Origin of the sequence: Mesorhizobium sp. WSM3626 (genome assembly GCF_000513935.1) — a bacterium.
GTDB classification, from domain to species: Bacteria; Pseudomonadota; Alphaproteobacteria; order Rhizobiales; family Rhizobiaceae; genus Mesorhizobium; species Mesorhizobium salmacidum.
This window is the reverse complement of the sequence record NZ_AZUY01000056.1, coordinates 17,991-38,973: the sequence shown is the minus strand read 5'-3', so window position 1 is coordinate 38,973 and position 20,983 is coordinate 17,991. Positions and strand designations below refer to the sequence as shown.

Below are 20,983 nucleotides of genomic sequence, written 5' to 3'. Positions count from 1 at the left end.
GTCTTGTCCTGGGCCTGCTGGTCGGTCGTGGTGCCGGCCTTGCCCTGGGCCTGCTGATTGGTCTGGACCTTGGTCTTGTCCTGGGCCTGCTGGTCCGTCTTGGTACCGGCCTTGCCCTGGGCCTGCTGATCGGTCTGGACCTTGGCCTTGCCCTGTGCCTGCTGGTCCGTGGTGGCGCCGGCCTTGCCCTGAGCCTGCTCGTCGGTCTTGACCTTGGCCTTGCCCTGAGCCTGCTGATCAGTCTGGGACTTGGTACCCTGTGCCTGCTCTTTCATCTTCGAGCCCTTCTGGCAGTTGGTCGTGCCGGAAGCGCAATTTGTGTCCGCTCCTGATTGGCTGTCGGCGGGCTGCTGCGACTGGGCCATCGCCGTCCCGCAGCCGAGCCCGATCGCAAGCATGCTGGTAATGAGAACATGTTTCATAGGAAATCTCCTTCGGAGAGTTCGTCCCTTCAAGGGGTAAAACTTCGACCAAAAAAGATTGTTCCGAACTGGATGCGTTAATGCCGCCACCCCCGATAGAGCCCAAGTCCGGCCTTCATGGCGCTACTTCACGCCGATGCCGGCGGTGAGGCCGCCGTCGATCTTATAGTCCGCGCCGGTGCAGAAGCCGGCCCTCGACGAACACAGGAACGCTATGAACTCCGCCACCTCCTCCGGCTCGCCGATACGGCCGAGCGGATGGGCCGCGCCGAACCGCCTGTAGGCTTCTTCGACATCTGCGTCGCTGCCGCCGTCGCCACGCGCGGCCCTTTCGAGGATCGGTGTGCGGATCGAGCCTGGGCTGACCGAATTGACCCTTATGCCCGATGCGGCATAGTCGAGCGCCAGCGAACGTGTCAGTGTATGGATGGCGCCCTTGGTCGTGGCATAGGCGGCGACGTTTTGCTGGCAGGCGAAGCCCTGCACCGAAGCGACGTTGACGATGGCGCCGCCGCCCCGCTTGATCATTTCCGGGATGCCGAAATGGGCGGTCAGATAGATCGAGCCGACATTGACCGTCATCGCCCGGTTCCAGGTTTCCCAGTCGGTGGTCGTCGCCGTTCCATAGGGATGCACCGCCGCCGAATTGACGATGACATCGATGCCGCCGAATTTCGCCACGCCGGCCGCGACCGCCTCGCGCACCTGGTCGGAAACCGAGACGTCCACCGTCCGGACCAGAACGCTCGCTCCGGCCTTGGCGAGGCTCTCCTGCATGGCGGCATTGGCTTCCCGATCGACGCCGCAGGCGACGATCGCGGCACCCCCCGCCGCAAGGCGTTTGGCAGTTGCCAGGCCGATACCGGTCGTCCCTGTCACCAATGCCACCTTGCCGTCAAAATCCTTCATCGCGGAAGCTCCTTCATTCGTTATCGATACCGGCTCTTAGTTTGACACTCATCATGGTCAAACAATAGGTTGCCGGTCTCTCGCAAAAAGGAAGTGGCAATGGAACAGTGTTGGCGCTGGTACGGTCCCGATGATCCGGTGACGCTTGAACATGTCAAACAAGCCGGCGCCACCGGCGTGGTTTCAGCGCTTCACCAGATTTATGACGGCAGGGCCTGGCCCGAGGCCGATGTGCTTGAGCGCAAGCGCATCATCGAGGCGGCTGGGCTGACCTGGTCGGTTGTCGAGAGCATTCCGGTCCACAATTCCTTCAAGATCGGCACGCCGGAGCGCGAGCGCTATGCCGGCTATTATCGCGACAGTATCCGCGTGCTCGCCAGGGCTGGCATCCGGACGATCTGCTACAATTTCATGCCGGTGGTCGACTGGACCCGCACCGACCTGGCCTACCGGCTGCCGACGACCGGTTATGCCTTGCGTTTCGACGCGATCGACTTTGCCGCCTATGATCTCTTTGTCCTGCAGCGCAAGAATGGCGCGCAGAGCTACACGCCGGCGCGTATCGCCGAAGCCGAGAAGCGGCTGAAGGTGCTGACGCCGGAGCAGATCGACCAGATCGAGCGCAACCTGATCGCCGGCCTGCCGGCGACGGAGCGCAGCTATAACAGGGACAGTTTTCGCGAGGCCCTGGCGGAATACGATGCGATCGGGCCGAAGGAACTGCGCGACAACCTGGCCTGGTTCCTGCGCGAGATCATCCCGGCGGCCGAAGAGGAGGGTGTGCGCATGTGCATCCATCCCGACGATCCGCCGTTCTCGCTCTATGGCCTGCCGCGCGTCGTTTCCACGGCGGAGGATGCGCGCTTCATCCTCACGACGGTCGACAGCCCGGCCAATGGCTTGACGTTCTGCACCGGCTCCTACGGCACGCGCGCCGACAACGACATCGTCGCCATGGTCAAGGAATTCGCTGACCGCATCCATTTCGTCCACATGCGCAACATCACCATCGAGGAAGACGGCTCGTTCTATGAGGCGGAGCATCTGGAGGGTGGCACCGACATGGCGCATGTCATCCTCGCTTTGATGCAGGAAGAGAAGCGCCGTCGCNGGGAAGGCAGGGCCGACTGGCAAATCCCGATGCGGCCGGATCATGGGCATCTGCTCGCCGACGACATCGGCAAGAAGAAGATCAACCCCGGCTATTCACTCATCGGCCGGCTGAAAGGTCTGGCCGAATTGCGCGGCATCATGCGTGCCGTAGAGCGGTTCGGGCTCGCCTGAAGTCTTAGGGCGGCAAGCTATCGTTTGCGATCTTCCGCTGGAATGTCGCGACAAGTCACACCGAGGCTGACCCTGTCCGGCATCCCCGAGCCTAATTCCCGATTGTCGATGAGGCCAGGAGCTGGCTGCGGCGACGAGAAGCGACCTCGACGGGTGGTCAACAATTTCATTGAGCTGGCACGCAAATTTTCGAGACCGGTCGTGTAGTGCTCGTCGATGCACTTCACGCCTGGTCAGTTTCCCATAGAAGCGCGCGACCTCGCGCCACCCGAACCAGCCATCGGCGCGCGGCCATGCCTGTGAAAAAGGACAATCCTTTGACGATCTTCCCTTTCAGCGAAGCCAGTCCGATCCAGTTTCAGGCGCCGCTGCCGAAGACGTCGGATGTGGTCATTATCGGCGGTGGCATCATCGGCGTGACCGCGGCCTTGTTCCTGGCGCGGCGCAATATACCGGTGACCTTGGTGGAGAAGGGACGCATCGCCGCGGAGCAGTCCTCGCGCAATTGGGGTTGGATCCGCCAGCAGGGCCGCGACGCGGACGAACTGCCCATCGTCATCGAAGCGCAGCATCTCTGGCGCCAACTGGCCCAGGAGTGCGGCGAGGACATAGGCTTGACGCAGACCGGCGTGACCTATCTCGCGCGGACCGACAAGGAAATGGCCGATTTCGCCAAGTTCCTGAAGATCGCCGAGGCCCATGGCGTCGACACGCGTCTCCTCGACCGGGGTGAGACCGCCAGGCTGATCCCGGCCATGTCGCGCCCCTTCAAGGGCGCCATGACCACTCCATCGGACATGCGTGCCGAGCCCTGGGTCGCGGTGCCGGCGTTTGCCCGCCTGGCCGCTCGCCAGGGCGTCACCATCATCGAGAACTGTGCGGCACGCATGCTCGATATCTCCGCGGGGCGCATCAGCGGTGTCTGGACCGAACAAGGCCGCATCGCCACATCGAATGTGCTTGTCGCCAGCGGCGCCTGGACGTCGCTGTTCCTGCGCGCGCACGGCGTCTCGATCCCGCAGCTCAGTGTCCGCACGACCGTCGCAGCGACCGCGCCGATGCCGGAAATCCATGCGGGCGCCGCAGCGGACGAACGCATCGCCTTCCGGCGTAGAAAGGACGGCGGATACACGCTGGCGGCGGGAGGCAGCCATCTGCTCTATGTCGGGCCGGATGCATTGCGTCACGCACCGAAATACCTGCCCGCCCTGAAAGCAAATCCTTTCGGCACGCGCTACCTGCCGGCGGCGCCTCGCGCATATCCGGACAGCTGGTCTACCCCACGCAAATGGGAGGCGGACAAGGAAAGCCCGTTCGAAAGGATGCGCGTTCTCAATCCTGCCCCGGAGCCCAAGGCGCTTCGCGCCATCGATCGAGGGTTCAAGGGGCTTTTCCCACAATTCGAGGCGGTACCTCTCAGGGCAAGCTGGGCCGGCATGATCGATGCGATGCCGGATGTCGTGCCTGTCGTGGATCGTACTGCTGCGGTTCCGGGTCTCGTCATCGCGACAGGGATGAGCGGCCACGGCTTTGGCATAGGCCCTGGCATGGGCCGCGTCCTGTCCGACTTGATCCAGGGCAACGAGACCGGACATAACCTTCATAGGTTTCGCCAATCCCGGTTCAGCGACGGCAGCCCGATCCAGATGGGACCATCGCTTTAGATCTCGTCCGGTGTACAGGTTCGACGAGAGGGTTAATCTGGTTTCGCCTGGCGGGGATTGAATTTGCGCCGGGCGTTTTCCAGATGCTCGCGCATCGCCTGGCCGGCGGCTTCCGGATCGTGCCGCTCGATGGCTTCGAAGACTGCCTTGTGCCCGGCGAAACTGATGCGGTTTTCGAGTTCGGTGTTGGCCATGTGGATGCGCTGGTTGATCAGCCACTCCACCAGCGCTTCGTGCGCGGCGAGAAAAATCGGATTGCCGGGGATCGCGGTCAGCACGCGGTGAAACGCGACGTCGGTGACCGCGAAGGCGCGGGCGCGTGAAATGGCGCGTTCGTTTTCGGCCAGCGCGGCGGCCAGAGCATCGGTCTGCGCTTGCATCGCCATCTCTGCGGCATGGCGCGCGATCGAGACTTCGAGGAACAGCCGCAGTTGTTCGAAATGGCCGATGCCGTCGGGCTGGTCCATCAAAAGATGTGCGGTGCCTGTCAACTGCTCCAGCATGTTCTTCGGCGTCGGCCGCGTCACCTTGGGCCGCTCGCCGCTGTTGATGCGCACAAGGCCCATCTTCTCCAGCGCAAACAGCGCCTCGCGTACCGAGGGGCGCCCGACATCGAACATCGACATCAGTTCGCGCTCGGACGGCAGCGAAGCGCCGACCGGATAAACTTCATCCCTGATCATCGCCTCCAGGCGGAGACGGACCTCGTCGGACAATTTTTTTCGGACCGGCATATTGTGCATGGTCTACCTTTTAAGCTATTAGACCAATCGCTGCAAGTGAGCACAGGCAAGGAGCTGTGGATCGCTGAGGCGCGGTGCGACCGAGGGGTAGGAGGAGGTCGCTACTTGCCAATGGGCGACTGACGCGAAACCGCGACCAGGCGACCGCGAGAACGCGCGCTCCGACGTCAGCCGCGACCGACCGACACAATCGAAGGGAGGAGAATTCCATGAGACGATTTCTGATCAGCCTTTTGCCGGCCCTGGCGCTCATGCTTGCCGCAGGCGCTGCGAAGGCCGAAGGAGGCGGCACGTTCCGCTCGGCCATGCGCACCGGCTGTATCGAGATGGGCACGCTGCACACCACCTGCGGCCATCGGCTCGATGAGACCGTGCTGCAGGGCCTCGTCCACATCAAGTGGACGGGCGACGACGTGCAGCCGATGCTGGCCGAAAGCTGGAAGACGCCCGACGGCGGCAAGACCTATGTCTTCAGCCTGCGCCATGGCGTCAAATGGCATGACGGCACGCCTTTCACCGCCAAGGACGTGGTGTTCAGCCTCAACCTCTACGCCAACCCGAAGGTCGGCTCGCCCTGGTCGCAGAAGCTTTCCGCCGTGGCCGGCTACAAGGCCTTCCAGGATGGCTCGACCACCTCGCTTGCCGGGGTGAAGGCGGTGGACGACGCGACCGTGCAGATCGAACTCGACAGCGCCAAGCCGCTCTGGGTCGAGCTGCAGCTGATCGCCATCAGCATCTTTCCCGAGCACATTCTGGGCAAGGTCGCGCCCGCCGACATCAAGGGCAATGCCTTCTGGGTCAACCGGGTCGGCACCGGCCCATTCATCTGGAAGAAGTATGAGAGCGACCAGTATGTCGAGGTCGACCGCAATCCCGACTATTTCCTTGGCGCGCCCAAGCTCGACCGCATCATCTACCAGATCTACAAGGATGTGCCGCCGATCATCGCCGCGCTTGAGACGCAGGAGGTCGACGCCATGTCCTATGAGGGCGGCGGCGTGCCGATCGCCGAACTGCCCCGCCTGCAGAAGCTCGACTATCTGACCGTGCTGCCGAAATTCTCCGCCGGCCTGCCGACCTATCTGCAATTCAACCTGGAGAACAAGCGCTTCGCCGATGTGCGCGTGCGCCAGGCGATGCTTTATGCCATCGACCGCAAGGCGATCATCGAGACCGTCAAGCAGGGCGCCGGTGAACTCCTGAACACGCTGTTCCCGCAGGACTGGGCGCGCGCCAAGGACCTCGAACCCTACGACTACAATCCCGACAAGGCCAAGCAGCTGCTCACCGACGCAGGCTGGGATGCGAGCCAGCCGGTCGACTTCATCTACTATTATTCCGACCAGATGAACGTCGACACCGTCACCGCCATCCAGAGTTATCTGGCCGCCGTCGGCGTCAACATCCAGCCGCGCCTGCTCGATCCGGCGGCGATCAACCAGATCTATGCCGACGGCAGCTTCCAGATGGGCTTCTTCGCGCAAGGCATGGGCCTCGATCCCTCGCTCGGCTCGCCTCTGGTCGTCTGCGGCGCCAAGCCGCTCGCCATGGGCTACTGCAACCCCAAGGTCGACGAACTCTTCAACAAGGGGCTTGAATCCAACGACCGCGCCACGCGCGCCGCGAGCTATCAGGAGGCCTCGCGCATCCTCAATCAGGACCTGCCCAAGGCCTGGCTTTGGAACGAGGTGCGGCCGCTCGCCTTCAACAACCGGATCGTCGGCCTGGCGCAGCACTTCAAGGAACAGCCGCTCGTGATCTTCAATCACCCGGTCTACAACGAAGTCGAGAAGTGGGAGGTGGCGAAATAGCCGCGGATATCCCTGCCGGTCGTGGGGCTCTGAGCGAGCCTCACGATCCATTGTCTCAGAACCGCCTTCAGCCCTAGGAGAGGCCGGTGCTCAGCTATCTCCTGCGAAAACTCTTGCTCAGCATCCCGGTGCTGTTCGGCGTTACCGTGATCGTCTTTGCCATCGCGCATGCCATGCCTGGCGACGCGGTGCTGGCGATGATCACGGCGGAGGCGCCGTCGAGCGAGGAGCTGATCGCCATGCGGCGCGGCGAACTCGGCCTCGACCAGCCGGTCTATGTCCAATACCTCAACTGGATCGGCCAGATCCTGCACGGCAATCTCGGCCGCTCCTTCGTCAATGGCCGCGGTGTCGGCGACATCATCGTCGAGCGGTTGCCGATTACGCTGGAGCTGATGGGTGTCGCACTGCTCGTCGCTTTCGTCATCGGCACCACGCTGGGCGTGCTCTCGGCACTCAGGCAATACAAGCTCACCGACTATTCGCTGACGCTTGCCGGCTTTGTCGGCGTCTCGATCCCGGACTTCTTCATGGGACTTTTGCTCGTTTACGTCTTTGCGCTGGAGCTGCGCTGGCTGCCGTCGTCGGGCATTTCCACGGCTGGTGAAAACTTCTCGCTCCTCGACAATCTCAGGCACCTAATCTTGCCGGCGGCAGCACTTGCCTTGTTCCGCGCCGCGATCTTCATGCGCTATGCCCGCGCCGGCATGCTCGAAGTGCTGAACCAGAGCTATATGCGCACCGCCAAGGCCAAGGGGCTCAAGCCCCGCACCATCACGCTGCGCCATGGCCTGCGCAACGCGCTGATCCCGCTGGTCACCGTCTTCGGCCTCGCACTGCCGACGCTGTTCGGTGGCTCGGTGGTGATCGAGACCATCTTCCAGTGGCCCGGCATCGGCCTGATGTTCATCGATTCCGTGGTGAACAGGGATAGCCCCGTGATCATGGGCTATGTGCTGATCACCGCCATCATCGTCATGCTGGCCAATCTCGCCACCGACATCGTCTACAGCGTGCTCGATCCCAGGGTAAGCTATGACTGACGCCACCGCCGCCGATATGACGATCGCCGCCGGTGCCTCTCGCGGCCTGTGGGGCGAGGCGGCACGCCGCTTCCTCAACCACCGTCTGGCCACGCTCGGCTTGATCATGCTTGCCACCATCGTGCTCGCCTGCGTGCTGGCGCCGCTGATCGCCCACTACGGACCCAACGACATCGACCTCAGGGGGCGCAACCAGCCGCCCGGCGGCATCCACTGGCTGGGCACGGACGGCACCGGTCGCGACATCTTCGCCCGCATCCTCTATGGCGGCCGCATCTCGCTGACGGTCGGCTTCGTCGCCGTAGCGATCTCGGCCGCGATCGGCATCTTCATCGGCTGCGTCGCCGGCTATTTCGGCGGCAAGGTCGACCTCTTGCTGATGGGTCTGATCGACATGGTGCTGACCTTCCCGCGGCTGGTCATCATCATCGCTTTCGTCGCGGTCGTCGGGCCCAGCATCTTCAACACCATGGTCGTGATCGGACTGCTGAGCTGGCCCTCCATAGCCCGCCTGACACGCGGCGAGATTCTGGCCTTGCGCAATCAGGAGTTCATCCTGGCCGCGCGCTCGCTCGGCACCTCGCCCTCGATCATCATCCTCGAACACATCCTGCCCAACGTGCTGAGCCCCATCCTGGTGGCGATCACCCTCGACGTCGCGACCGTCATCCTGCTCGAAGCTTCGCTCTCCTTCCTCGGCCTTGGCGCGCAGGCGCCGGCCGCCAGTTGGGGCAACATGCTGCGCGACGCGCGCACGCTGTCGATCCTGGAGAGCCAGCCCTGGATGTGGATCCCGCCCGGCGCGATGATCGCCATGGCAGTGCTCAGCATCAACTTCGTCGGCGACGGCCTGCGCGATGCGCTCGATCCGCAGCACATCATGGGCGGGGGCGGCAAGTGACCGGCCTGGAAACGCTCGCCCGCGGCAAGGTCGCGCCGGCGCCGGGGCAACAGCCCGTGCTTTCCATACAGGGGCTGAGCGTCGAGTTCGGCCCGCGCGGCAACTCCGTCTATGCCGTCAACGACGTCTCCTTCGAGCTTGCCGAGGGCGAGTCTTTGGCGATCGTCGGCGAGAGCGGCTCCGGTAAGTCGGTCACCGTGCAGACGCTGATGGGCCTGATCCGCAAGCCGCCCGGCCGCGTCACCGCGGGCCGCGCGCTGTTTCGTGGCCGCGATCTGCTGGCCATGCCCGACAGCGAACTGCGCCGGATACGCGGCCGCGACATCGCCATGATCTTCCAGGATCCGATGTCGTCGCTGAACCCGGTGCTGACCATCGGCCTGCAACTGACCGAGGCGCTTCGCGAGCACCAGGGCCTGAACGAGGCCGAGGCCGAACGCGAGGCGCTCGACATGCTGGCGCTGGTCGGCATCGCCAACGCGCCGCAGCGTATGCGCGCCTTTCCGCATCAGTTCTCGGGCGGCCAGTTGCAGCGCATCGGCATCGCCATGGCGCTGGTGTGCAAGCCGTCGATCCTGATCGCCGACGAGCCGACGACGGCGCTCGACGTCACCATCCAGGCGCAGATCGTCGAACTGGTCGTGCGCCTGCAAAAGCAGCTCGGCATGGCGATCATCTGGATCAGCCACGACCTCAGCCTGGTCGCCGGCTTCGTCGATCGCGTCGCGGTGATGTATGCCGGCTCGATCGTCGAGAGCGCCCCGGTCGACGATTTGTTTTCGGCAACCAAGCATCCCTATACGATCGGCCTGCTCAACTCGATCCCGTCGCTGACGGCGGCAAACACCAGGCTGGTGCCGATCAAGGGCGCGCCGCCCAATGTCACACTGGCGCCGACCTTCTGTGCCTTCGCGCCGCGCTGCGATTATGCCGAAGCGCGCTGTCGCGAGCAGAAGCCGCCGCTGGAACCGGTTGCCGCCGGCCACACCACGGCCTGCTGGCGGTGGCGCGAGGTCGACCATCTGCCGCGCTCTCTGGCGGTCGCATCAGGCGCGAAGCCGGCTGTCGCAGCTGCCCAGGAACCGTTGCTCACGGTCACGGACCTCAAAGTGCATTTCCCGATCCGGCGCGGAGTCCTGCGACGGCAGGTCGGCGCGGTGCATGCGGTCGACGGCGTCAGCTTCGAGGTGATGCGCGGCGAGACGCTGGCGCTGGTCGGCGAAAGCGGCTGCGGCAAGTCGACGACCGGCCGCGCCGTGCTCGGCCTGGAGCGCCCAAGCGCCGGCAGCATCGTGTTCGAAGGCAGGGACTATGCGGGCGCGACAGGCGAAGAGCTGAAGCGGCGCCGCCGCGACATGCAGATGGTGTTCCAGAACCCGTTCGGCTCACTCAACCCGCGCATGACCGTCGGCCGCATCATCGGCGAAGGGCTGCGTGCGCAGAAGATCGGCACCCGCGCCTCGCGTGACGTGCGCGTCAGCGAATTGTTGGTACTGGTGGGTCTCCGGGAAGCGCTGCGAAACCGCTATCCGTTCGAGCTCTCCGGCGGCCAGCGCCAGCGCGTCGGCATTGCCCGCGCGTTGGCGGCCAATCCGAAATTCATCATTGCCGACGAGCCGATCTCGGCGCTCGACGTCTCGATCCAGGCGCAGATCGTCAATCTGCTCGACGACCTCAAGACGCGCCTCGGCCTGACCTATCTGTTCGTCGGTCACGATCTGTCGATGGTCCGCTATCTCAGCGACCGCGTCGCGGTGATGTATCTCGGCCGCATCGTCGAGATCGGCACCACGCCGGCGGTGTTCGGCGCACCATTGCATCCCTATACGCGCGCTCTGTTGTCGGCGATCCCGATGCCCGATCCCAAGGCGGGCGGAACGGGCCGGCGTATCGTGCTTGGCGGTGGCGTACCCGATCCGTCGAAGCCGCCGCCCGGCTGCCATTTCCATCCGCGCTGCCCCCTGGCGACCGAGATCTGCACCAAGGTCGATCCGGCACGGCGCGATTTCGGCTCCGCCGTCACCGGCCAGCATCTCGTCGCCTGCCACCACGCTGGCGAAGCCGCATCATGACAAATCTGGAAAACCGAGGATCCCAATGACCAAGCAATTGGCGGGCATGTATGCCGCCCTGATGACCGGACTGAGCGATGCCGGCGAGTTCGATCCGCAACGCCAGCGCAACATCAACGACTATGTGCTGCGCCAGGGTCTGGCCGGTCTCTATGTCGGTGGCAGCAGCGGCGAATCCGGCTTGCTGACGGTGGACGAATTGTTGGCGCAGCAAGAGGTGGCCTTCGCCAGCGCGACCTCAACGGGCGTCAAGCTGATCGCCCATGTCGGCATGCCGAACCTGCGCGATTCCATCCGTCTGGCGCGGCAGGCGCAGAAGCTTGGCTATCACGCGCTGTCGGCGCTGCCGCCGCATTCCTACCCGTTCTCCGACGAGGAAGTCTTCGGCTATTACCAGGCATTGGCGGCGGCGACGGACCTGCCGCTTATCGTCTACGAGATACCCTTGCGCACCGGCCGGCCGCTGCCGCTTCCCCTGCTGGTTCGGCTGCTCGACCTCAAAAATGTCGTCGGCATCAAGTTCACCTCCACCGACCTGTTCAAATATTCCCTGCTGCGCAAGCGGCAGCCGCAAAAGCTCTTCTACTACGGCTTCGATGAGATCTATGCCGCCGCCGGCATGCTCGGCACCGAAGGCGGCATCGGAACGACCTACAATCTCCTTGGCAGGCTCTACGTAGCGATCGACCAGGCGGTCCGCGCTGGCGATCTTTCACGGGCGAAGGCGCTGCAGATGGTGTCGCAGGACTTCGTCGAGGCACTGCTGGAGACCGGCGTGCTGCCGGGCATGAAGGCGGCCTTCCGCGTTATCGGCGTCGATTGCGGCCCGACCCGCGCGCCGATGGCGCTGGCGGTCACCGATGCCGAGGACCGCATGCGCGCGGTGCTCGCCCGCCCGGCGATCAAGGAGTGGCTGGTGTGAGCCGAGGCTCCTTCACCACATCATGAACGACGCGACATCCGCATCCCACACCTTGCCGGCATTCACGTCGGCAATGGCTTGGTCGACGATATCAATGTCCTCGGCCACTTCATCTTCGGTCGGCGTCAGTGGCGGGATGAATTCGAGCACGTTGGCCTTCAGCCCGACATAGCTGAAGGCCGCACCCAACTCATATCCGCGATAGACGCCGTTGTCGTGGGACCGACATGCTGGCCGATCCCGACGAGCCACGCGACCTCTTCGGCATGCTGCTCAGGGCAGCCCAATAGGGCAGAGGCCGTGCGCAGTTGCGGCGATCCGCATCCTGCTGAATGATCGCGGCCATTGTCAGCTTTGCCGGCGCACGTGGAAAAATTGTTCGTCGCGGCGGCTTCGAAGGGCCGATCGTTTCTTTCTTGGCAATCTGGAGTCGATGAGACTTGCAGGCATTGCTGGCGTTGTGACCGCCGAGAGTGCACGCAAGTCCAACAGTCCTGGTTTGCGGATGGGTAAACATCCGCAGAAAACCAGGAAAGGAGCCTGATATGCCCAGAATAGTACCCGTGCTCGATCTGAGCCGCTTTGAACAAGGCGCCTCGGAGCGTCGGACGTTTCTGGCGGATCTGCGTTCCGCCTCGCGCGACATCGGCTTTTTCTATCTGGCTGGGCATGGCATCTCGTGGGCGGAGATCAGCGAGGTGCTCACCGCATCGCGCCGCTTCTTTGCCTTGGGGGAGGCCGACAAGCTCGCGATCGACATGGTCAAGTCCTCGCAGTTCCGCGGCTATACGCGCGCCGGCGGCGAGCTGACCAAGGGCAAGGCCGATTGGCGCGAACAGCTCGACATCGGCGTCGAGCGCCAACCCATAGCGCAAGGCCCCGGAATTCCCGCCTGGACGCGGCTGCAGGGGCCGAACCAATGGCCGGCTGCGTTGCCGGAGCTCAAACCGGCCTTGCTTGCCTGGCAGGCCAAGGCAACAGCGGTGGCGATCCGGCTGCTGAAAGCTTTCGCGCTGTCGCTCGAGCAACCCGAGGATGCCTTCGACCCGGTCTATCGAGACTCACCAAACCATCGCATGAAGATCGTGCGCTACCCCGGCCGCGAGGCGACCGGCGGCGACCAAGGTGTCGGCGCGCACAAGGATGGCGGTTTCCTGACGCTGCTGCTCCAGGATGACAACAAGGGGCTCCAGGTCGACTATGATGGCAGCTGGGTGTATGTGGACCCTATTCCCGGCACGCTCGTCGTCAACATCGGTGAATTGCTCGAACTGGCCTCGAACGGCTATTTGCGCGCGACTGTGCATCGCGTCGTGACGCCGCCCGCCGGCATCGAGCGCATTTCGGTGCCGTTCTTCTTCAGCGCCAAGCTCGATGCGACGATACCGCTGCTCGAATTGCCGGAGGAACTGGCGGCGCAGGCGCGCGGGCCGGCCAGCGATCCGGACAATCCGCTGTTTCGCGATGTCGGAACCAATGTACTGAAAAGCCGGCTGCGCTCGCACCCTGACGTCGCGCGCCGCCATTACGCGGACCTGCTTCAGCCGGAAACCGGGGCGGGTTGAGCCAGTTGATACAAGAACGAACAGAATTTTTCGTAGTTCGGACCGATTTTAGAAAATCATTTGTCGTGCCCTTGCAAGGATCGGTTCAAAATAACAAATCCGTTCGGTGTTTTCCTCCCATTTCGCTGAACGGTGTTCCCCTCTGAAGGTCATGACCTTCTTTTGGCCGGGCCGTTTTCGCGCCCGGCCATTTTTCATTCCACCGTGCGCGTTGCCGGTGCGGCGTTGATCCGGCAGAGTTCAACATCTGCCAGCCATTGCAATCAGTGGAAGAAGGAGAGGTCTCATGACATCCAATGTCGCCGTCATTGCCGGGGTGGGCTCCGGCTTGAGTGCCTCGCTCGCGCGCCTTCTCGCCAGGGAAGGGTTTCAAGTTGTCCTGGCCGCCCGAAACATCGAGAAGCTCGATGCATTGCAGGCGCAAACCGGCGCGCAAGCCGTGGCAACGGATGTCTCCGATGCCACGTCGGTGGAGCGTCTGTTCGATGTCGCCGACAAAGCTGGCCCGCTTTCCCTGGTGGTTTTCAACGCCGGCGGCCGCGCCCGCGGTCCGCTGGCCGAACTCGATCCCGAGGCGGTTCGTCAGGCGCTGCTTGTCGGGGCCTATGGCGGGTTCCTGGTCGGCCGCCAGGCGGCCCGCCGGCTGATCGCTCAAGGGGCGGGCTCGATCTTCTTCACCGGAGCGACGGCAAGCGTGAAGGGGTTCGCCGGCTCCGCCGGCTTTGCGATGCCCAAATTCGGATTGCGCGGGCTGGCGCAGTCCATGGCCCGTGAACTGGCGCCCAAGAACATTCACGTCGCGCATTTCATCATCGACGGCGCCATTGCCTCGGCCACCGAACCGCAGGATCGGCGGCTGTCGCCGGACGCGATCGCCGATGCCTATCTCGCCATCCACCGCCAGCACCGCAGCGCGTGGACCTGGGAAATGGAACTCAGGCCGTGGGTCGAAAACTTCTGACCGGATCTGCGATCCATGCGACTTTTGCATGGCTCCTGTGCACGGGCCTTGAGGAGAGTCGACATAGTGTATGGACATCACTATATAGCGGCGGCTTCGATGGCTCGCGCCTTGAAGCGCAACGTCATAAGGCGGCTGTAGCGACAGCCATCGAGATACGAAACGGACTGGAAGCCGTAAAAGGTAGAAGCAATTGCTTGGAGCGGGCAGATCCCGCCAACGGTACGGTCCTTCAGAAACAGAAAATGTCCTTCACCCCTCGAATTCCTTCGGCTCTGTGGACCCTGGACGGCTTCGGCTTGCCGTCCGGCCGCGACTCGGCTCGAATGGGAACATGCATCCTTTACGGGATGCAGACGTTTAGGATTACCAACCGGCTTTGCCGCAAGGGAATAGCAGTATGAGTGAACACGCCATCGAATTCTTGCGGGGATGGATCGGCGAAAAGGTCCATTGCCAGTCCCCGGCCAGGATCGAGAAGCAGGCCGAGACACTGGCCAGGGAATGCGCCGCCAAGGCGGCCGAGGTCGGCATACCGCTGGAGGACATCCAGGAGGAAGTCGGCGACATCCAGGAACTCATCGCTTCCCGGCTAGAGGAAGCGGCCGAGGCCGATGAAAGCCAGCAGGCTTCCAGCAAGGCTGCGGAATAGATTTTCAGGGACAACCCTGTCTGAATGCGCGGGCTTCGGCCCGCGTTTTCGTCTTTGGTACCCTTCTCAGCCAAATTTTTCTTTGAGCCATGCTTTCGGCAGGGCAGGCACGAAATTACCATCGCGACCGGTCATGTCGTGATTGGCGACAAGAGCGTTGAGGATCGATTCCTCCACAGTCTGGATCACGGCATCGAAGAACGGGTCGATGTCCACATCGGGAATGAAATCGGCGCTGGCGATGCGGCCAGTCAGCCCCAGCGCCGCGGCAGGATTGGCGGTCGAGAAGGCGAGAAAAATGTCGCCCGAACTGTGGTAGCCGAAGCCGCCGGTCATGGCGACGCCGAGCGGCACGCGGCGGGCCAGCCGCTTCATCTGGTGCGGCAGGAAAGGCGCGTCGGTCGCGACGACGGCGATGATTGAGCCCTTTTCTGCGCGCGACGTGGTTTCGCGGATCGCCGGTTCGGTGAGTTCGGAACCGGCGCGCAGGCCACGAATGGTGAAATTGGGCCGCTTGCCGAAATTCGACTGCACGAAGGCGCCGACCGTGTAGGTGCGCCCTTGCCATGCGACGATGCGCGAGGCCGTGCCGGAACCGGCCTTGAAGCCGAAAGTGATCATGCCGGTGCCGCCGCCGACGCTGCCTTCCTCGATCGGACCGCTGGCGGCGCCGTCAAGGGCTTCGGCGACATGCTGCGATGTCAGATGGTGGCCGTTGATGTCGTTGAGAAACCCGTCATAGGTCTCCGCTGCCACCGGCAAGCCCCAGGTGCTGTCGACGGCCGCCGGCAGCACTTGGTTCATCCAACGCAGCGTGCCGTCACGCGAAACCCCGCAGGAATGCGTGTTGGTGATGGTGATCGGGAAGTTGAAGGCGCCGGTTTCCTCGATGATGTGCGAGCCGGTCAGCTCGCCATTGCCGTTCTGGCTGAAGATCCCGGCGAAGACCGGCGTCGCCAGCTCGGCGCGCAACCTGGGCAGGATCGCGGTGACACCGGTGCGCACCGGTCCCTTGCCGACGACAAGCGGACCGTCGCCCGATATCAGCGTCACATAGCCGACCGCGACGCCAGGCACGTCGGTGATCGCGTTGAACGGCCCAGGCGTTCCGTCGAAGCCGATATTGAAGCTTCGCGTGCGCGGCTTACCGGACGGCGTTGCCAGATGGCGCGGATTGTCGGTCATGCTCTTAGAACAAGGATCCCTGATTGCCGGGTTCTCTAGCCTTGGCAACTGGGGCCTTTGCAGCCGGCTTGGCAGCGGGCTTTGGCCGCGCCGCGCCGCTGGTTGCCACCGCATCCGCCGTACCGTCCGCGAATTCCAGCGAAAGCGCCATCCCAGACGCCACGTCGGCGGCCTGCTTGATGACGGCGCCGTCGGCATCCTTAACCAGCGCGAAGCCGCGCGCCAGGACGGCCTTGTGCGAAAGCGTCGCCATCAGCCGGTCGGCCTGGATGATGCGGCCGCGCAACCGCTCCAGCCTGAGCAGCATCGCCTGACCGCCGCGTCTCGTCAAATCCGACAGCATATCCCTCTGCACACGTTGCCGCCGGGCTGTCGGCTCGATCGTGATGCGGCCCTGCAGCAAAGCCAGTTGCTGTCTGTGCCGCTGCAACGACGTCTTGGCGCATTTTGGCAACTGGTCCGCGGCACGATTGAGCTCCGCGCGCCGGCTTCTCGCCAGGGTGCGCAGCGCCCCTTGCGCGCGCAAAAGATTACGGTCGTTGGTGCGACGCGCCTCGGCAATCCGCTGCGACAGCATTGCCGGCGTCAATTTTACGGCGAAGAATCGTGCCCGCTTGCGCTCGGTGGAAACCATCAGGCCACGACCGAGCCTCGATGTCGCCTCGTCCAGGCGCCGGCGCGGCAACGCCAGCAATTGATCGGGCGAGGGCAGCGCACGCGCCGCCGCACGGGCTGCCTGACGCTTGCGTTCGAAATTGCGCAGCACCGCGGCCTTGAGCCGTGCGCCGAGGCTGGCCAGCGTTGCTTCGAGGTCAGCCTTCACCGGCACGGCGATTTCGGCCGCGCCCGTCGGTGTCGGCGCCCGCACATCCGCGACAAGGTCGATCAGCGTCCAGTCGGTTTCATGCCCTACGGCCGAAATCACCGGAATGTCGGAGGCGGCGACTGCGCGGGCGAGCGCCTCGTCATTGAAGCCCCACAGATCTTCCAGGCTGCCGCCGCCGCGCGCGACGATCAGCAGATCGGGGCGCTGGATGGGGCTGTCCCACGCCAGTGCGTTGAAACCGGTGACGGCATTGGTCACTTCCGCACTCGCCGTGTCGCCCTGCACGCGCACCGGCCAGACCAGTACATGCAGCGGAAAGCGGTCCTTGATGCGGTGGATGATGTCGCGGATGACGGACCCGGTCGGCGAGGTGACGACGCCGATGGTGCACGGCATGAATGGCAGCCGGCGCTTGCGGCCGGCGTCGAAAAGCCCTTCGGCCTGCAGCCGGCGCTTGCGCTCCTCCAGCAGGGCCATCAGCGCCCCGGCGCCTGCCGGCTCCAGATTGTCGATGACGATCTGGTAGTTGGACTTGCCGGGATAGGTGGTGAGCTTGCCGGTGGCGATCACCTCCATCCCCTCTTCGGGACGGAATTTCAGCCGGCTCATCGTGCCTTTCCACACCACGGCGTCGAGCCGGGCGCGGTCGTCCTTCAGCGCGAAATAGGCATGGCCGGAGGAATGCGGCCCACGATAGCCCGAGATTTCGCCGCGCACCCGCACATTGCCGAAGACGTCCTCGACCGTGCGCTTCAGCGCGCCCGAAATCTCGCTCACCGTGTATTCGGTGGCGTTGGTGCGTGATTCGGATGCTGCTTCGCTCATCCGGCGATTGGGGGCTGGTTGAGCGCCGACGTCAAGGCGGCCATGTCAGTCCCGATATTCATGACCAGCATCCTACCAGCCGGGCACGATCTGGTTTGCCTTGCTCCGCTTCATCTTGGCGAAGGCGAGGGCCGCGAAATCGAACGTCCCTGTGTCCTCGCCAAGCGCGATCGAGATATTGTCCAGGCTTTCCGAGATGTGGCGGGCAAGCGCGTCGACGATTTCGGGTCGTGAGGTCTGGCCGCGCATGATGCCGATGCGGCAGTCGGGCAGGGCGCCGAAGCCGTCGGCTTCGCCCAGCACCCTCATGCCGGGCCTGAGCGCGCATTCCGGCAGCACCGAAATCGCCAGGCCGGATAGCACGGCCGCGGTGATCACGGTCGCCGAGAAACTGGTGAACAGGATGCGGTAGTCGCGGTTCTGCTGGTCCAGAACGTCGACGGCGGCGCGCCGCCAGATGCAGTTCGGCCGGCCGAAGGCCATCGGCAGAATTTCCTGTTCATGCGTCGCATGGTTGGCCGAGGAGACCCACAGCAGCGGTTCGCGCCGCACCACCTCCGATTGGCCGCGCACATCATTGTGCGTCACCAGCGCCAGGTCGAGATTGCCGCGCTTGATGTGCTCGACCAGCCCCGGCGTCGGTTCGCAGATGACGGTCAGTTCGACGCGCGGATTGGAGCGGGTGAAACGTGCCATGATCTCCGGCAGGAAACGGTCGGCATAGTCGTCCGGCGTGCCGATGCGGATCGTGCCTTCGAGCCGCTGGTCATCGAAGGCGGCGAGCGTCTCGCGGTTGAGATAGAGCAGCCGTCTTGCGTAGGAGAGCAGCTTGTCGCCTTCCTCGGTCAGCCTGTTGCTGCGCCCCTCCTTCTCGAACAGCGGCTTGCCGATCCGTTCCTCCAGCCGGCGCATCTGCATCGACACCGCCGACTGGGTGCGGTGCACTTCTTCCGCTGCACGGGTGAAGCTGCCGGTATCGGCGATCGAGATGAAGGTCTGCAATTGATCGAGATCGAGCGGCGCTTTCATCGGCGTGATCCATCACTAGTGTTGATGCCAAAGATTAAAAACATTCGTTGGATTAATCAATCGGTCGATGGCAAATTGGCATTGTCCACATGAAGGCATGTGAATCGAAGCCGGAACGGCCGCTGTCATCAGCGCCGATCGTCGGGTTTCGCCCGTTCGAGTCTGAAGGAGACCGACATGACCACGATCGATTTCGCCACCGAGACCCCGCGCATCACTTCGCGTCCGGCCGTTGCGACGCGCGTGGCCAACACCGTCTCCAACGCCTACCGCGCCTGGAAAAATCGCCGCGCCTTTTACCGCCTTGGCGAGATGTCGGACGCCGAGCTCGCCGATATCGGCCTGACGCGCGCCGACCTGCATGTCGCAATCGACGTGCCGTTTGGCCGCGATCCGACGGCGATCCTGCGTGAGATCGCCAGCGATCGCGTTGAAACGATCGAGGACATCGCCCGCAAGGTGGCCTGATTGCTGAGTTTCGGTCCCGTTGAACCTTTTTGCGGCTCAGCGCGACCAAGGTTCATGCAGGCTCCCCACTCCCTGCCGGTTCCCCGCCGGCCTGCCTGCACGCTGCCCGGTCCTCCCAAGGACCGGGCTTTTCTTTTTGCTCAGGCGAATGCCAGCTTTCGCGATGGTTTTGGTATCGATCTGCCGAGATCATGCGCGGCCTCTATCCAGGACGCTATGGCATCTTGAACATTTGCGATGGCCTCTTCGGGAGTTTCACCGTCGCTGATGCAACCAGGAAGATCTGGTACAAGGGCTGAAAACCCACCTCCGTCCTCGATCGCAAGCGGCGCGATGATGACCGGATATTCAAGTCTGTCCGTCATGTCTCTTTGCCTCGTCGATGAATGTTACGAGTTTCCGGATATATACGGGTTTGATTGGCCGTTTGAAAGGCACGGTCAGAATGTCGGCCATCGCAGAATGATAGATCTTGTAATGCGAACCGCCTGATCTCGGGGGGATGCATCGGACGCCCGCCTCGTCACAAACTGCCTTCACGTCATTGATCGACCAGTCACCAAGAGGATTGCGGCGCATCTGCTCCAGCCGTTTGCTCATGGATTTGTCTCGGACGTTTGAACTGCTATCGCCGGTCCATGTCGCGCTTGAACTGGTCGAAGATCGTTTCCACGCCCTTCTGGTAGTCATCGCGCTGCTGGGCGCCGGTTTCGAACATCTTGCCGAAAATGTCGTCGAACGGGTTCCTTGGCCGGCCGCTTGGATTGGCCTGCGGCTGTGGGGTCTGGCGCGGCTGGGGCGCCTGCGGCCGCGACGCTTGAGGTTGAGGCGTCGGCTGCCCGCCCGGCATGCCACCGAAGCCGCCGCCTTGCCGCAGCATCTCCTCGAAGATTTTCCCCAGCGGGTTGTCGCCGTAGGGGCTCTGTGTCTGCTGTGGCTGGGGTCGACCTTGTGGTTGCTGCGGCGCGCCGCCACCGAACATATCCTGCAGCACCTTGCCGAGCGGATTATCGCCATAGGGATTGGGTGCCGGCTGCGGCTGGCTTTGTGGTTGCGCTGAGCCGCCGCCGAACATGTCCTGCAAGACCTTGCCGAGCGGGTTGTCCGTCTGAGGCGGCGGTGCCTGCCGCTGTTGTGGCGCCGGTGCCTGCATGCCGCCCTGCCGCATCATCTGCTCGATGATTTCGCCCAGTGGATTGTTGCCGCCGCCGAAGCCTCCCGCAGCCTGCGTCTGGCCGCCTGTCAACTGGTTTGTCGTCTGCTTGAACAGTCCGCCCATTACCATCGAGGCGATCGCGGGCAGCATCTGCTGCAGGACCTGCTGGCTGACGCCGCTTGCCTGCGCCGCCTGGCTGGCCACGGCGCGCGACAGGTCCTTCGAACCGAACAGATGTCCCAGAATGCCGTTGCCTTCATCGACGCCTTGCGGGGAGAAGGCGCGTGTCGCGTCCTCGAAATACTTGGCGTGCTGGCCGCTTGCCATCGCCGTCATGAAGGCGCCGAGCCCATAGGGATCGGCGGTGTTGCGCTGCAACCCTTGTGAAAAGGCCGGCAACAGTGCGGCGACCGCCGCCTGTGTCTGCTGCATCGAAAGCCCGTATTGCTGGGCAAGCGCCTGCATGCCATTGCCGTTCTGGGCCTGCGTCAGCATGTCGAACAAGGTGGGCATCGGCTTCTCCTCCGGGAAATCCTCGAAAGAGA

General features: G+C 63.7%; 20 protein-coding genes and 1 pseudogene. 11 read left to right on the top strand and 10 right to left on the bottom strand.

What is annotated here, in order from left to right; genetic code table 11:
• Together M653_RS0127415 and M653_RS0127410 are read right to left on the bottom strand one after the other, a co-directional pair.
• Positions 1 to 422 (bottom strand): annotated as a pseudogene (locus M653_RS0127415) (hypothetical protein); the annotation flags it as partial.
• A 123-nt stretch (positions 423 to 545) separates the two neighbouring features.
• A complete protein-coding gene (locus tag M653_RS0127410; protein ID WP_027146184.1) occupies positions 546 to 1,331 on the bottom strand; it encodes an SDR family oxidoreductase in 786 nt (261 codons plus the stop codon).
• A 99-nt stretch (positions 1,332 to 1,430) separates the two neighbouring features.
• Between M653_RS0127410 and uxuA the strand changes: the two genes are divergently transcribed.
• Both uxuA and M653_RS0127400 read left to right on the top strand, forming a co-directional pair.
• Positions 1,431 to 2,615, top strand: coding sequence for a mannonate dehydratase (uxuA, locus tag M653_RS0127405; RefSeq protein ID WP_027146183.1), 1,185 nt, complete (start codon positions 1,431 to 1,433; stop codon positions 2,613 to 2,615).
• Between the two features lie 317 nt (positions 2,616 to 2,932).
• A complete protein-coding gene (locus M653_RS0127400) occupies positions 2,933 to 4,279 on the top strand; it encodes an FAD-binding oxidoreductase (RefSeq protein ID WP_027146182.1) in 1,347 nt (448 codons plus the stop codon).
• 32 nt (positions 4,280 to 4,311) lie between these two features.
• Here the strand turns inward: M653_RS0127400 and nanR are convergent, their stop codons facing one another.
• Positions 4,312 to 5,013 carry a transcriptional regulator NanR gene (nanR, locus tag M653_RS0127395; RefSeq protein WP_280940125.1) on the bottom strand — a complete coding sequence of 234 codons (702 nt, stop codon included), beginning with the start codon at positions 5,011 to 5,013 and terminating at the stop codon, positions 4,312 to 4,314.
• A 218-nt stretch (positions 5,014 to 5,231) separates the two neighbouring features.
• Here nanR and M653_RS0127390 point away from each other — a divergent pair, with 218 nt between their 5' ends.
• From M653_RS0127390 to M653_RS0127370, 5 genes are all read left to right on the top strand, one after another.
• Positions 5,232 to 6,833, top strand: a complete 1,602-nt coding sequence (locus tag M653_RS0127390) for an ABC transporter substrate-binding protein (RefSeq protein ID WP_027146180.1) — start codon at positions 5,232 to 5,234, stop codon at positions 6,831 to 6,833.
• 86 nt (positions 6,834 to 6,919) lie between these two features.
• The gene (locus M653_RS0127385) at positions 6,920 to 7,876 is read left to right on the top strand and encodes an ABC transporter permease (protein ID WP_027146179.1); all 957 of its coding nucleotides are present in this window, start codon (positions 6,920 to 6,922) and stop codon (positions 7,874 to 7,876) included.
• Positions 7,869 to 8,777, top strand: a complete 909-nt coding sequence (opp4C, locus tag M653_RS0127380; protein WP_027146178.1) for an oligopeptide ABC transporter permease — start codon at positions 7,869 to 7,871, stop codon at positions 8,775 to 8,777. The genes M653_RS0127385 and opp4C overlap by 8 nt, the downstream gene beginning before the upstream one ends.
• Positions 8,774 to 10,849, top strand: a complete 2,076-nt coding sequence (locus M653_RS01000000133725) for a dipeptide ABC transporter ATP-binding protein (RefSeq protein ID WP_084636938.1) — start codon at positions 8,774 to 8,776, stop codon at positions 10,847 to 10,849. The genes opp4C and M653_RS01000000133725 overlap by 4 nt, the downstream gene beginning before the upstream one ends.
• 25 nt (positions 10,850 to 10,874) lie before the next feature.
• The gene (locus M653_RS0127370; RefSeq protein WP_027146177.1) at positions 10,875 to 11,771 is read left to right on the top strand and encodes a dihydrodipicolinate synthase family protein; all 897 of its coding nucleotides are present in this window, start codon (positions 10,875 to 10,877) and stop codon (positions 11,769 to 11,771) included.
• A 12-nt stretch (positions 11,772 to 11,783) separates the two neighbouring features.
• Here M653_RS0127370 and M653_RS1000000136225 read toward each other — a convergent pair whose 3' ends face one another.
• Positions 11,784 to 11,960: a hypothetical protein gene (locus M653_RS1000000136225; protein WP_245262380.1), complete on the bottom strand. Its 177-nt coding sequence runs from the start codon at positions 11,958 to 11,960 to the stop codon at positions 11,784 to 11,786.
• Between the two features lie 356 nt (positions 11,961 to 12,316).
• On the opposite strand from M653_RS1000000136225, the gene M653_RS0127360 reads away from it, so the two are divergent.
• From M653_RS0127360 to M653_RS0127350, 3 genes are all read left to right on the top strand, one after another.
• Complete coding sequence (locus tag M653_RS0127360; protein ID WP_027146176.1) at positions 12,317 to 13,336, top strand: isopenicillin N synthase family oxygenase; 1,020 nt, start codon at positions 12,317 to 12,319, stop codon at positions 13,334 to 13,336.
• A gap of 286 nt (positions 13,337 to 13,622) precedes the next feature.
• On the top strand, positions 13,623 to 14,297 hold the full coding sequence (locus M653_RS0127355) for an SDR family NAD(P)-dependent oxidoreductase (RefSeq protein WP_027146175.1): 675 nt from the start codon (positions 13,623 to 13,625) through the stop codon (positions 14,295 to 14,297).
• Between the two features lie 400 nt (positions 14,298 to 14,697).
• The gene (locus M653_RS0127350) at positions 14,698 to 14,949 is read left to right on the top strand and encodes a DUF768 domain-containing protein (RefSeq protein ID WP_027146174.1); all 252 of its coding nucleotides are present in this window, start codon (positions 14,698 to 14,700) and stop codon (positions 14,947 to 14,949) included.
• A 66-nt stretch (positions 14,950 to 15,015) separates the two neighbouring features.
• Here M653_RS0127350 and M653_RS0127345 read toward each other — a convergent pair whose 3' ends face one another.
• The 3 genes from M653_RS0127345 to M653_RS0127335 form a co-directional block, all read right to left on the bottom strand.
• Positions 15,016 to 16,134: a P1 family peptidase gene (locus M653_RS0127345; RefSeq protein WP_027146173.1), complete on the bottom strand. Its 1,119-nt coding sequence runs from the start codon at positions 16,132 to 16,134 to the stop codon at positions 15,016 to 15,018.
• A gap of 4 nt (positions 16,135 to 16,138) precedes the next feature.
• Positions 16,139 to 17,785: an exodeoxyribonuclease VII large subunit gene (gene xseA, locus M653_RS0127340; RefSeq protein ID WP_027146172.1), complete on the bottom strand. Its 1,647-nt coding sequence runs from the start codon at positions 17,783 to 17,785 to the stop codon at positions 16,139 to 16,141.
• A gap of 72 nt (positions 17,786 to 17,857) precedes the next feature.
• Entirely contained in the window at positions 17,858 to 18,814 is a 957-nt protein-coding gene (locus M653_RS0127335) for a LysR substrate-binding domain-containing protein (RefSeq protein WP_027146171.1), read from the bottom strand.
• Positions 18,815 to 18,991: 177 nt separating this feature from the next.
• Between M653_RS0127335 and M653_RS0127330 the strand changes: the two genes are divergently transcribed.
• On the top strand, positions 18,992 to 19,282 hold the full coding sequence (locus tag M653_RS0127330; RefSeq protein WP_027146170.1) for a DUF1127 domain-containing protein: 291 nt from the start codon (positions 18,992 to 18,994) through the stop codon (positions 19,280 to 19,282).
• A gap of 140 nt (positions 19,283 to 19,422) precedes the next feature.
• Here M653_RS0127330 and M653_RS1000000136220 read toward each other — a convergent pair whose 3' ends face one another.
• From M653_RS1000000136220 to M653_RS0127320, 3 genes are read right to left on the bottom strand one after another with little or no spacing between them, the layout of a single operon-like run.
• Positions 19,423 to 19,647, bottom strand: coding sequence for a type II toxin-antitoxin system HicB family antitoxin (locus M653_RS1000000136220; RefSeq protein WP_027146169.1), 225 nt, complete (start codon positions 19,645 to 19,647; stop codon positions 19,423 to 19,425).
• Positions 19,631 to 19,882, bottom strand: coding sequence for a hypothetical protein (locus M653_RS01000000133720; RefSeq protein WP_032936262.1), 252 nt, complete (start codon positions 19,880 to 19,882; stop codon positions 19,631 to 19,633). Before M653_RS01000000133720 ends, M653_RS1000000136220 begins: the two co-directional genes overlap by 17 nt.
• Positions 19,883 to 19,907: 25 nt before the next feature.
• Positions 19,908 to 20,951, bottom strand: a complete 1,044-nt coding sequence (locus M653_RS0127320) for a DUF937 domain-containing protein (protein ID WP_027146168.1) — start codon at positions 20,949 to 20,951, stop codon at positions 19,908 to 19,910.
• Positions 20,952 to 20,983: the final 32 nt, after the last annotated feature.

Coding starts and splice junctions, on each gene's coding strand:
- M653_RS0127410 (WP_027146184.1), bottom strand. CDS start 1,331: ATGAAGGATTTTGACGGCAAGGTGGCATTGGTGACAGGGACGACCGGT.
- M653_RS0127360 (WP_027146176.1), top strand. CDS start 12,317: ATGCCCAGAATAGTACCCGTGCTCGATCTGAGCCGCTTTGAACAAGGC.
- xseA (WP_027146172.1), bottom strand. CDS start 17,785: ATGAGCGAAGCAGCATCCGAATCACGCACCAACGCCACCGAATACACG.
- M653_RS0127370 (WP_027146177.1), top strand. CDS start 10,875: ATGACCAAGCAATTGGCGGGCATGTATGCCGCCCTGATGACCGGACTG.
- M653_RS0127330 (WP_027146170.1), top strand. CDS start 18,992: ATGACCACGATCGATTTCGCCACCGAGACCCCGCGCATCACTTCGCGT.
- M653_RS0127320 (WP_027146168.1), bottom strand. CDS start 20,951: ATGCCCACCTTGTTCGACATGCTGACGCAGGCCCAGAACGGCAATGGC.
- M653_RS0127390 (WP_027146180.1), top strand. CDS start 5,232: ATGAGACGATTTCTGATCAGCCTTTTGCCGGCCCTGGCGCTCATGCTT.
- M653_RS1000000136220 (WP_027146169.1), bottom strand. CDS start 19,647: ATGACGGACAGACTTGAATATCCGGTCATCATCGCGCCGCTTGCGATC.
- M653_RS01000000133720 (WP_032936262.1), bottom strand. CDS start 19,882: ATGAGCAAACGGCTGGAGCAGATGCGCCGCAATCCTCTTGGTGACTGG.
- M653_RS0127335 (WP_027146171.1), bottom strand. CDS start 18,814: ATGAAAGCGCCGCTCGATCTCGATCAATTGCAGACCTTCATCTCGATC.
- M653_RS0127355 (WP_027146175.1), top strand. CDS start 13,623: ATGACATCCAATGTCGCCGTCATTGCCGGGGTGGGCTCCGGCTTGAGT.
- M653_RS0127345 (WP_027146173.1), bottom strand. CDS start 16,134: ATGACCGACAATCCGCGCCATCTGGCAACGCCGTCCGGTAAGCCGCGC.
- opp4C (WP_027146178.1), top strand. CDS start 7,869: ATGACTGACGCCACCGCCGCCGATATGACGATCGCCGCCGGTGCCTCT.
- M653_RS0127350 (WP_027146174.1), top strand. CDS start 14,698: ATGAGTGAACACGCCATCGAATTCTTGCGGGGATGGATCGGCGAAAAG.
- nanR (WP_280940125.1), bottom strand. CDS start 5,013: ATGCCGGTCCGAAAAAAATTGTCCGACGAGGTCCGTCTCCGCCTGGAG.